Origin of the sequence: Klebsiella sp. JN_Kp122, assembly GCF_040062085.1 — a bacterium.
Classification (GTDB): Bacteria; Pseudomonadota; Gammaproteobacteria; order Enterobacterales; family Enterobacteriaceae; genus Klebsiella; species Klebsiella aerogenes.
This window is the reverse complement of the sequence record NZ_JBEAHW010000008.1, coordinates 1-2,570: the sequence shown is the minus strand read 5'-3', so window position 1 is coordinate 2,570 and position 2,570 is coordinate 1. Positions and strand designations below refer to the sequence as shown.

Sequence of the window (2,570 nt, the reverse complement as noted above, 5' to 3'; positions counted from 1 at the left end):
GCCAAAACACCTTCGGCGTTGTAAGGTTAAGCCTCACGGTTCATTAGTATCGGTTAGCTCAACGTATCGCTACGCTTACACACCCGACCTATCAACGTCATCGTCTTTAACGTTCCTTCAGGAGACTTAAAGTCTCAGGGAGAACTCATCTCGGGGCAAGTTTCGTGCTTAGATGCTTTCAGCACTTATCTCTTCCGCATTTAGCTACCGGGCAATGCCATTGGCATGACAACCCGAACACCAGTGATGCGTCCACTCCGGTCCTCTCGTACTAGGAGCAGCCCCCCTCAATTCTCCAGCGCCCACGGCAGATAGGGACCGAACTGTCTCACGACGTTCTAAACCCAGCTCGCGTACCACTTTAAATGGCGAACAGCCATACCCTTGGGACCTACTTCAGCCCCAGGATGTGATGAGCCGACATCGAGGTGCCAAACACCGCCGTCGATATGAACTCTTGGGCGGTATCAGCCTGTTATCCCCGGAGTACCTTTTATCCGTTGAGCGATGGCCCTTCCATTCAGAACCACCGGATCACTATGACCTGCTTTCGCACCTGCTCGCGCCGTCACGCTCGCAGTCAAGCTAGCTTATGCCATTGCACTAACCTCCTGATGTCCGACCAGGATTAGCTAACCTTCGTGCTCCTCCGTTACTCTTTGGGAGGAGACCGCCCCAGTCAAACTACCCACCAGACACTGTCCGCAACCCCGATAAGGGGCCAACGTTAGAACATCAAACATTAAAGGGTGGTATTTCAAGGTTGGCTCCACGCAGACTGGCGTCCACGCTTCAAAGCCTCCCACCTATCCTACACATCAAGGCTCAATGTTCAGTGTCAAGCTATAGTAAAGGTTCACGGGGTCTTTCCGTCTTGCCGCGGGTACACTGCATCTTCACAGCGAGTTCAATTTCACTGAGTCTCGGGTGGAGACAGCCTGGCCATCATTACGCCATTCGTGCAGGTCGGAACTTACCCGACAAGGAATTTCGCTACCTTAGGACCGTTATAGTTACGGCCGCCGTTTACCGGGGCTTCGATCAAGAGCTTCTCCTTACGGATAACCCCATCAATTAACCTTCCGGCACCGGGCAGGCGTCACACCGTATACGTCCACTTTCGTGTTTGCACAGTGCTGTGTTTTTAATAAACAGTTGCAGCCAGCTGGTATCTTCGACTGATTTCAGCTCCACCCGCAGGGGCTTCACCTACATATCAGCGTGCCTTCTCCCGAAGTTACGGCACCATTTTGCCTAGTTCCTTCACCCGAGTTCTCTCAAGCGCCTTGGTATTCTCTACCTGACCACCTGTGTCGGTTTGGGGTACGATTTAATGTTACCTGATGCTTAGAGGCTTTTCCTGGAAGCAGGGCATTTGTTACTTCAGCACCGTAGTGCCTCGTCATCACACCTCAGCGTTAAAAAGGTACCGGATTTACCTGGAACCTCCGCCTACATGCTTAAACCGGGACAACCGTCGCCCGGCTAACATAGCCTTCTCCGTCCCCCCTTCGCAGTAACACCAAGTACAGGAATATTAACCTGTTTCCCATCGACTACGCCTTTCGGCCTCGCCTTAGGGGTCGACTCACCCTGCCCCGATTAACGTTGGACAGGAACCCTTGGTCTTCCGGCGTGCGGGCTTTTCACCCGCATTATCGTTACTTATGTCAGCATTCGCACTTCTGATACCTCCAGCAACCCTCACAGGCCACCTTCGCAGGCTTACAGAACGCTCCCCTACCCAACAACACATAGTGTCGCTGCCGCAGCTTCGGTGCACAGTTTAGCCCCGTTACATCTTCCGCGCAGGCCGACTCGACCAGTGAGCTATTACGCTTTCTTTAAATGATGGCTGCTTCTAAGCCAACATCCTGGCTGTCTGTGCCTTCCCACATCGTTTCCCACTTAACTGTGACTTTGGGACCTTAGCTGGCGGTCTGGGTTGTTTCCCTCTTCACGACGGACGTTAGCACCCGCCGTGTGTCTCCCGTGATAACATTCTTCGGTATTCGTAGTTTGCATCGGGTTGGTAAGTCGGGATGACCCCCTAGCCGAAACAGTGCTCTACCCCCGAAGATGAATTCACGAGGCGCTACCTAAATAGCTTTCGGGGAGAACCAGCTATCTCCCGGTTTGATTGGCCTTTCACCCCCAGCCACAAGTCATCCGCTAATTTTTCAACATTAGTCGGTTCGGTCCTCCAGTTAGTGTTACCCAACCTTCAACCTGCCCATGGCTAGATCACCGGGTTTCGGGTCTATACCCTGCAACTTAACGCCCAGTTAAGACTCGGTTTCCCTGCGGCTCCCCTATACGGTTAACCTTGCTACAGAATATAAGTCGCTGACCCATTATACAAAAGGTACGCAGTCACACCCGAAGGTGCTCCCACTGCTTGTACGTACACGGTTTCAGGTTCTTTTTCACTCCCCTCGCCGGGGTTCTTTTCGCCTTTCCCTCACGGTACTGGTTCACTATCGGTCAGTCAGGAGTATTTAGCCTTGGAGGATGGTCCCCCCATATTCAGACAGGATACCACGTGTCCCGCCCTACTCTTCGAGTTCACA

1 rRNA gene is annotated in these 2,570 nt (G+C 52.8%); it reads right to left on the bottom strand.

Going from position 1 to position 2,570, the window contains the following annotated elements:
* Window positions 1-22: 22 nt before the first annotated feature.
* Window positions 23-2,570 (bottom strand): 23S ribosomal RNA (locus ABLU78_RS03355); the annotation flags it as partial.